At 47.9% G+C, this 8,947-nt stretch carries 8 protein-coding genes and 1 pseudogene; 3 read left to right on the top strand and 6 right to left on the bottom strand.

Annotated features, from left to right (window positions below):
* Together RMO52_RS19015 and RMO52_RS19010 are read left to right on the top strand one after the other, a co-directional pair.
* The coding region (locus RMO52_RS19015) for a hypothetical protein (RefSeq protein WP_310417393.1) at positions 1 to 220 on the top strand (220 nt) is incomplete at its 5' end.
* On the top strand, positions 187 to 1,554 hold the full coding sequence (locus tag RMO52_RS19010; RefSeq protein ID WP_396135051.1) for a Calx-beta domain-containing protein: 1,368 nt from the start codon (positions 187 to 189) through the stop codon (positions 1,552 to 1,554). The genes RMO52_RS19015 and RMO52_RS19010, both read left to right, overlap by 34 nt.
* Positions 1,555 to 1,698: 144 nt before the next feature.
* On the opposite strand, the gene RMO52_RS19005 is transcribed toward RMO52_RS19010, so the two are convergent.
* From RMO52_RS19005 to RMO52_RS18990, 4 genes are all read right to left on the bottom strand, one after another.
* A complete protein-coding gene (locus RMO52_RS19005) occupies positions 1,699 to 2,598 on the bottom strand; it encodes an alpha/beta fold hydrolase (protein WP_310417387.1) in 900 nt (299 codons plus the stop codon).
* A 201-nt stretch (positions 2,599 to 2,799) separates the two neighbouring features.
* On the bottom strand, positions 2,800 to 3,369 hold the full coding sequence (locus RMO52_RS19000; RefSeq protein ID WP_309738315.1) for a cytochrome b/b6 domain-containing protein: 570 nt from the start codon (positions 3,367 to 3,369) through the stop codon (positions 2,800 to 2,802).
* 95 nt (positions 3,370 to 3,464) lie between these two features.
* Positions 3,465 to 4,907 (bottom strand): Rieske 2Fe-2S domain-containing protein, encoded by a 1,443-nt coding sequence (locus RMO52_RS18995; protein WP_310417384.1) that lies wholly within the window; start codon positions 4,905 to 4,907, stop codon positions 3,465 to 3,467.
* A 242-nt stretch (positions 4,908 to 5,149) separates the two neighbouring features.
* Positions 5,150 to 5,272 carry a hypothetical protein gene (locus RMO52_RS18990; protein ID WP_309738313.1) on the bottom strand — a complete coding sequence of 41 codons (123 nt, stop codon included), beginning with the start codon at positions 5,270 to 5,272 and terminating at the stop codon, positions 5,150 to 5,152.
* Positions 5,273 to 5,308: 36 nt separating this feature from the next.
* Here RMO52_RS18990 and RMO52_RS18985 point away from each other — a divergent pair, with 36 nt between their 5' ends.
* Positions 5,309 to 6,928, top strand: coding sequence for a DUF3352 domain-containing protein (locus RMO52_RS18985; protein ID WP_310417381.1), 1,620 nt, complete (start codon positions 5,309 to 5,311; stop codon positions 6,926 to 6,928).
* A 55-nt stretch (positions 6,929 to 6,983) separates the two neighbouring features.
* Here the strand turns inward: RMO52_RS18985 and RMO52_RS18980 are convergent.
* Positions 6,984 to 7,992: pseudogene (locus RMO52_RS18980) on the bottom strand (glutathione S-transferase family protein).
* A 27-nt stretch (positions 7,993 to 8,019) separates the two neighbouring features.
* A complete protein-coding gene (locus RMO52_RS18970; RefSeq protein ID WP_310417372.1) occupies positions 8,020 to 8,808 on the bottom strand; it encodes a class III extradiol ring-cleavage dioxygenase in 789 nt (262 codons plus the stop codon).
* Positions 8,809 to 8,947: the final 139 nt, after the last annotated feature.

Raw genomic sequence — 8,947 nt, 5'->3', positions numbered from 1 at the left:
ACTCCTTCATTATCTGAAATTTAATGAACTGCCAATTCCATATTCAATCGATCGCGATAATCGATCGATGAAAATATCCCTCGAAGCTTGCGCGCCGCCTAAGCGGCGGTCGGTAAATCATACCCCGATCCAGCAACGCCTTTTAGTGTTAATCAAGCAGATTTCCTCGAATCAGCCGCTGCTAAAATTACCGATCGAGAAGTCAATGCTAATGACTTAGCCAATACCATTACGGTTTCTACTGGCAACAATATATTGCGGGGTAATGGTGGTAACGATCGATTTATTCTCAATGGCGGAACTAATTTGATTGACGGTGGTGAAGGGATAGATACTGTCAAAATTAACAAAACACAGGCTACAGCGGGTGCAATTACCAAAAATGGTAATATCGTGAATATTGGTACCAATACTACGCTGCTGAATACAGAGTTTATTGAATTAGATGATGTTCGATTGGCTGTCGATACTCTAGCAATCATCCCCATTATTACGCTCAAAGAGCGAATCATCTCGCTGGTAGAAGGTAACAGTGGTAGGAAAACAGCGACTTTTACAGTAAATCTTTCTAGTGCTAGTACTAAGGATGTGGCGATCGATTATACAACTCGATCCAGCAAAGCCACTGCGGGATCGGACTATACAACTAGTTCGGGCCAGCTTACGATTGCGGCGGGTCAAACGTCTGGCACGATCGATGTTGAAATTCTCGGCGATACTCTAGCAGAAGGAGACGAACGGGTTTTCCTAGATCTGGCGGTGTCGAGCGGAGCTACCTTCGCTGACAACTCAACTAAAGCTAGCGCCGGGATAAACATCGAAGATGATGATAGTGCTATTGGCATTTCGATTACTGCCGATGACCCCTCTGTTATTGAGGGCGACCCAGATCGGCCCTCAAAACTAATCTTAACTTTAGACCGCTTTGGCAGCCTGCTGAATACAGATACGATCGGCTATCAGCTCGGATCGACTGGTGCCAAGCCAGCTCAGGCGGATGATTTTGTGAATGGTTTTACACCAGGTCAAATTACGTTTGCTGCTGGTGAACGTTCTAAAAGTCTGGAAATATCGATCGCTCCCGATCTCAACATTGAAGGCGATGAAACTTTTGGCTTAAATCTTACTAGCTTGGCGGGAACGGCTACTGTATCCGATCGAGAGTTAGTGCTGACCATTCGCGACGATGATGGTATTGTAGTTAAGCCAAAATTCGATCTTCAGAAAGCCACTGAAGACATTTGGACAGCTAATGGTAGTGGGAAAGTCAAGGTTTCTCTTGTGGCTAAAAACAGCGATCGACTCAACGAGATCGGCGTTTTTAAACTCGCTGCCGACAATACTGTTAATGGCATAGCACCTGGTGCCGCAGGATTCGCTAAAGCGGCTTTGACTAACAGTACTACCTTATTTACAGCCCTTCCCGATCTCACTGCAAATGGACTGGATTTGAGCCGCATTTTCCAGGTCGATCGCAATGAGCAGTGGGCAGTGACAATGATTTCAATGATTTCATCGTTCAGACTAGCTTTAAAACTATTTAGGTCGAGCTAGTACTCTACAGCATAAATCTAGTTACTATTTTGAGAAGACTGGGGAACTGGGGGACTGGTAGCAAGAAATGATGTCCTCACTTGCGCCACTCAGTACTAGCGGAATGTGGGTTTTACCTATTCCCTATTCCCTATCCCCTATCCCCTATCGCAGAAACGGCAAAATCACCTCATACAATTCTGCTGGATACTCTTCGTGCATTCCCAGCGTTCCGGGTAAGGTATGACTGATGACGTGCGGAACTTCGGCGAGGGCGAGCATTTCGGCTGTTGATTTGGGTGGGCTGCTTTGACCGATCGCGATGAACACGGGTATACTCAGAGACTGAAGATGAGCGATGGCAGATGCTCGATCGAGATAGGGATCTAGTCCCCCAGTGACAAAAGCGCCAGCACCATATCTGGCTCCTGATTGTTGAGTTATTTGGCGTTTTTGGGTGAGTAAATCGGGCGTTAGTTTATGGGCATCAGCATACACATGTCGCCGATACATGAAGGCGAGAAAACTCGGCGTAGTAGTTAGTTGATATAATAATTGACCGATTACTGGCGTGCGAATTAGTTCCCGAATGCCCTTAAGCCACGGCTTTTGTCCCCGCGCCATCGTCGGCAATGGCCCGCGCCAAGTCGGGGCAACTAAAATCAACTCGGACACGCTATTTGGCACCGTAGCGGCGAGATTTAGGGCATATCCCGCTGCATGTCCGGCGGCGATAATCGCGATCGGCGATCGATAAATATCGCGCACAAAATCTGCCAAAAACTGCCGATACAGCGGCGGTGCATAATCTAGACGAGATCGATCGCTATCGCCAAAGCCTGGAAAGTCTACAGTCGTCACTTGATACTGCGACTTCAATAGCTGCACCAAACCCGACATCTCAGTCCGACTAGAAACGGTACTAAAAGCCGGTAAAAGTAAAATTGGTTTACCGACACCTTCAGTTTCATAAGCAACGCTTACAGGCTGCCCTTGCCAGCTCCATTGATATGTGGACGTGCGGGAAGTAGCAACATTCGATTCGATACTAGTCAGATTAGACATTATCTTGCTGGGAGATGGGAGATGGGAGATGGGAGATGGCAGTTCGGCTGTCGCTCACTGACCATAGGGGGGATGGGGAGACGGGGAGACTGGGAGACTGGGAGATTGGGGAAACTTAGTGGCTTATTCTCTTACCTTTTACCTTTTACCTTTTACCTTTTACCTTTTACCTTTTACCTTTTACCTCTTACCCATTACCCATTACCCCTTACCTCTCATCTTAACGATCCAGTTACCAAACCTGCGCCAGTTGGCTTTGACTACTTTATGCTGTGCGATAAAGTGGATGACAATGAAGATGGCAAAAACTTTGGATGTCCGGCTATGAGCGGCACCTGCTTGAGATGCGCCTGCGGAACTGACTGGAAATAAGTCCGGCATGGGAATACCAAATAGGCTAATGTTATTGGCTTGGTAAGCATTTGATAGCCAATAACCACTCAGGGGTACTGCCAACATCAGGAGATACAACACTGTATGTAAACCAGTCTTGAAATACCAATTGCTAGTAAATTTTGGTAAATGCTTGGTGTATTTTTTGCCCCATACTCTCAACAAGAGATAGCCGCGCCAGCCGAGTAGTAGCAGCACTAGTACGCCAAATGATTTGTGAGCGGCATAAAATAGTTCGCGAAAGCTAATTTCCGATGGTAGTCGTTCGAGTGAGATCCCACTGGCAAACAAAATTAGGTAGAGTCCTGCCATCCACCAATGAATAGACATCAGTTGTTTGAAGACAGAATTGAGTCGGGTTGGTGGTGCTGCTGACATGTGCGGTTAGCTCTAGTTGAGATCGCGATCGAGCGGGTAGTTATTTTATAGTAATGTGTCTGGACTTCGATCGAGCAGCTTTCACCCTGAGCTGTTCAATCATTTTGGGCGTGCTCGAACTCATAGACGTAGAACAAACCAATGAGTTTGCCGATGCCATAGCCTAGAGCTGTCAAGCCCAGCGAGATGGCTACCCGTCCGCCAAAAGCGATCGAGACTACACTGGTTTGCTGCATCAGGGCAAGCGAACGTGATTCTAATAATATCGCTATTACCAAGATCGCGATCGCGAGTCCATAACTGCCAACTCTCGCCCATTGCAACCGCTTGAGGGCAGTTTGGCAATACTGACAATCGGCGGTGTGGGTGTGCCACACGTCGAATAGCACTTGCTTATTGAGTTCGGCGGGTGGAAGTTGGGAATCGCCAGTCCAAGGGACGCCTCCACCAGCCCGTTTTTCGAGCCACTGGCGGAAGGTAATCGTCATTTTATCCTGGGGATTGGGCGTATATACGGCATCCAGCCAGCGATCTTTAGTTGCCATCGTCCGTTCCTGGTAGTGAAGAAATACCATGTCTTGATGAAGAAATAGCGATGCGAGAATGTGTCCGAACCAAGTTGGCATCGGGAGGGCGAAAAAACCCAAACCGGGCGGTAATTTACCCTGAGTATTTTTAACTAAGATCTGGGTACCGATATGCCGACACCAACCGGGGCGAGTGGGGATGGCGTATAGCACTAAAATTAGCTGCCCTTCGTCGGTGAAGGTAGTCGTAATCTTCATCAGACAAGGCGGCTGGAAGTCGTGGATGGCTGCCATAATCGGCGCACCTTCTCCCTGAGTCACGCCGAAGGAAAAGCCCTCCTGAGTCGAAATTTCGCGCAATCGGGGCATATCATAATACTTGGCATCACGATCGCGATCGCCGACGAGTCCGTGATGTGAAACGGGCACATGAGCGGGATCGGCGACATTTTCCATGAAATAGTCCCAGCCGTAAGGCATGTCCCGAATATTCCAAAATAGCTTTACGACTCGCCCAGATTTATCGTCTAGCTCGGGAATGGTGCGGGGCGATCGCGTTTTGCTCTCGATCGCTCCCTGCGTGCCAGCTTCCGCCCACACCCATAATAATCCCTGTGCTTCCTGAGTAGGATACGCGATCGCGCAGGATTTAGGATTGGCGCGATGTTGGGCTTCTAACTCGGGTGTTTGGGATTGGGGTATTTTGGTACAGTTGCCAGCCCCATCAAATCGCCAACCGTGGTAGGCGCACAATAGCGTACCATCGGCTTCTACACGTCCTTCGGATAAGGGCGCAAGCCGATGGGGACAGGCATCCTCAAAGCATTGCCACTGTTGCGCTCCATCCCGCCACAACACGACATTTTTGCCCAATAGTTGCAACGAGTGGGGTTTGTGGGGATCGAGAAATTCAATGACAGCGACGGGATACCATTGCTGCGTCCATTGGAAATCGGCACTGCTGCAAGGATTTGATTCAGACTTACCCGCGATCGTGGAAATGGCTGTCATTTTATCCGCCTCAGCTCTGAATTTTATCTATACTTTATTGAAACAGATTTACTGGCTGAGGGTCAATGTAGGTTTGTCGTCGATCGCTCGTTAATCAGTGTTCTAGTGGATAGTGGATAGTGGATGACGAAGAGTGCGGGAAACAAAGGCGGGCGTCGCCGATCGAGATGTAAGGTGAATAGTTAAGCTCACATCTTGCACCAGCGATGTGAGTAAGCACGATCGCCGATTCACGACTGTAGCTATTGACGATCGCCAATTCGCGATCGAAGATCGGTGGTATCTCCTAAATCGATCGCGATTTTCGGGAATTGGATATCGCTCGATTGAATCGGATAAGTATCAACTCGCGTTTTCTCAGTCACAGTGGCTGCGCGTCACCCCCAACTAAATTAAAATATATGGCGAAGAAAAGTATTATTACGGCGGTAGCATTGGTAGCGGCTGCTGGAGCGGGATATGCCGGGTATAAATATGTTTATAGCGGTGAAAGTAACGCGGGAGATCTGGCGACGGTGATTCCAGAAAATGCTTTGATGGTAGCGTATGTCTCTAACGAACCCGAAACCTGGGCGAAGCTAAAAAAATTTGGGAATCCCGAAGCTCAAAAAATTGTCACCGCGCAAATCCAAGAGGTAAAACAGCAGTTACTCGCCCAAACTCAGATGGATTTCGATCGAGAAGTCCAGCCGTGGCTGGGTAACACCATGATGGCAATTTTACCGAATGCTGAAGCGAAATCTGGCACCCCGCGCTTCTTAATCGCGATCGGGGTTAAGGATAAACTCAAAGCACTTGACTTTGCCAACAAACTCAAAGCTCAAAGTAAAGAACCGACTAAAGAATTCGACTACAAAGGGATTAAAATTACCAATAGCGGTACGGGTAGCCGGGAAACCTTTAGCGCACTCGTTAACGATCGATTGGTACTCGCACCTGAAAAACGCTCGGTAGAACAAGCGATCGATACTGCCAACGGGCAACCTTCCCTGGCTAACAAAGCCGGAAATGACTGGTTTAGAGGCGATAGCCTCCAACTCAAACAGCCGATTGCTGCCTTTTATATCCCCAACTACAGCCAAGCGCTGCAACAAATGCTCGCGTCTAGCAAGCAGCCAATCCCACTCGATGCAGCGACTCTCGCTCAATTGAACAAAATTCAGTCTGTCGGCGGTGGCATCGCGATCGATGATGCGGGGATTAGAATGAAAACAATTGCCAAAACCGATGGCACGATATTAAGTTTACCCGCCACCTCAACTAAAGCGCTCGGCAATTTTCCCGCCGATACCTTCGCGTTATTTGGCGGTACTGGCTTGAACCAAATTTGGACAGAGGCAAATAAAATCGTGGCGACAGAGCCAACCGCTCAACAAAGTCTTGCCCAAATGCGCCAAAGTTTTACACAGTCTACGCAACTAGATCTCGATAAAGATATCTTTGGTTGGATGGGTGGCGAATATACCCTCGGGATGATGCCTGTAAGTACGGGGATTGCCGCCCCCTTGGGCTTTGGCGGTGCCTTGGCGATCGACAGTACCGATCGCGCCATTACTGACAATACGATGGCTAAACTGAGCAATATGGCGAGAGGCTACGGGTTGAGTGTCGAATCCCGTCAGGTAGGGAATACCCAAATGGTGGACATCGGCGCGCCTGCTGGTGGCGGCACGATCTTGAGCTATGGCTGGCTCAATGATAAATCTCTACTCCTCGCCATGGGCGACGGCTTAGCTGATAAGATTACTACCCGCTCGGGTGAATCGATCGATCGCAGCCCCGGTTATACTACCGCTCTCGGCTCGATCTCTGGCTCCAAACAGAGCTACGCCTATATCGATGTCGAGAAGGTATTCGGGCTGGTTAATAGCAAAATGGGGATGTATGGTAGTAAGTCGATGCCGCCAGATGTCAATGCGATCGTGACTTCCATCCAAGGACTGGGTATGAGTTCCACACAACCCGACAAAAATACCAGTCAAGTTGAGATGCTGCTCGCACTCAAACCTGCTAATAAATAGCACAGCGATTAAAATCGCCACTAGTGCTGCAAAGTCCGCCTACGCGGACTGAGATCTATAGTGTCTTAACCGATGTGGCGACTGCTATATCTGCATTATCGATCGGCAAATCTAAATTCAGATTTGGGCCGATTGGGACGATTCTACTCGGATTTAGTTCTGGCAAACCAGCATAATATAATTGCTTAACATGCTCGACACTACAAACCGATCGCACACCAGGATATTGATATAATTTGCGGCAGTAGTTCCACAAATTGGGAAAATCGATTAATCGTTTGAGGTTGCATTTAAACAAACCATAATAGGCTAGGTCGAATCGAAATAATGTCGTAAATAGACTCCAGTCTGCAATGGTAATCCGATCGCCGCAGAGATAGGACTGTTGTCCCAAGATCCCTTCCCAATGCTCTAATGCTGTAAATAATTCCGTCACGGCTTCATTGTATGCTGCTTGAGATACTGCAAAGCCACTGCGATATACGCCATTATTAATCGGTTGATAAATTTCATCCATCACGCGATCGATCTCTGTCTGCAAATCTACGGGATAAAAATTAGTGTCGTTCGCGTATTCACCAAATTCTCTGTCTAACATCTGAATAATTTGCCGCGATTCATTATTAACAATCTTGCCAGATTGCTTGTCCCACAATACTGGTACTGTGACACGCCCCGTGTAATTGGGATCGGCTTTGACATAAATTTGCCAGAGGTAATCGGCACTATTTACGGTGTCGGGAATACACCCAGGTTTATCTGAAAACTTCCAACCGTAGTCGCTAATTACCGGATCGACGATTACCTCCGGTAGGCTCCGCCAACGATAATCCGATGACATTTTCCAACCCTTTCAGCTTCCATAATAGTGCCGTGCGATGCGCCCACGGACAGCCCAGTGAAATATACAGATGATAGCGTCCAGCCTCAGCTTTAAACCCACTTGCACCATCGCGAGTAATCTTATTGTGAAACACTGTTGGCATTCGCTGAAACTGACCCTGCTCATTGTGTTCCGTCCATTCAGTCGTCCATTTTCCATCAATTAATTTACCCAGTGACATATTTTACTCCTAAATAATTAATCTCGATTACACCGATCCTGTAAAGGCATAAGCAGCCATGCTAAACGCGCCGTAATTATAGCTATGATGCAATCTCACCCCTTTTACCTCATTACCTCCTGCACCTAACGCTACAAATAAAGGTAGTAAATGTTCATCAGTTGGATGATTTTTCTCGGCATAGGGAGCGATTTTGCGATAGTTCAATACAGCTTCCCAATTACCTTCGGCAATTCTTTCTGCCAACCATTCATCAAAAACTCGCACCCAGTCAGGTGGCGGTGCATCATAGCGACTATCGAATTCCCACAGATTATGGGTAGCACTCCCGCTAGCTAAAATCAGCACACCTTCTGCTCTCAGAGGCGCGAGTGCTTGCCCGATCTGGAAGTGGTGCAAAGATCCAGCATGGTATTGAATCGAGAGCTGGGTGACGGGAATATCGGCATCTGGATATGCCAAAATTAGTGGTGTCCATGCTCCGTGGTCGAATCCGCGAGTAGGATGTGTTTGACAGGGGATTCCAGCTTGAGCTAGTAGGCTGATGACTCTAGCGGCAAGTGCGGGCGCGCCAGGAGCCGGATAATTGAGTTGGTAAACTGCATCTGGAAAGCCGCCAAAATCATAAATAGTTTGAGGCTGGATTGCTTTACTGACAGTCGGTTCGGCAGAATTCCAGTGAGCGGAAATAACTAAGATGGCTTTCGGTTTGGGAAATTGTTGGTGTAGGGATTTTAAAAAATGCGTCACCGCTCCATCCCGAATCGGCAAATCTGGTGCGCCATGAGAAATAAATAATGCGGGTAAGCTATTCATGAGCATTAGCGCGTTTGCGATTCCAACTCGAACCGATCGCATAAGCTCCATCACCTAATAGAAACTGCACGAGACAAGCAACGGCAAAAAATGCGGGAAATTCCCAACCGCCACCTTTATTCGTGAATAACCAACCATT

This window comes from Chamaesiphon sp. OTE_8_metabat_110, assembly GCF_031382685.1.
In the GTDB taxonomy this organism is placed as follows: Bacteria; Cyanobacteriota; Cyanobacteriia; order Cyanobacteriales; family Chamaesiphonaceae; genus Chamaesiphon.
The sequence above is the reverse complement of the archived record's forward strand: the minus strand, read 5'-3'. Positions and strand labels throughout refer to the sequence as shown.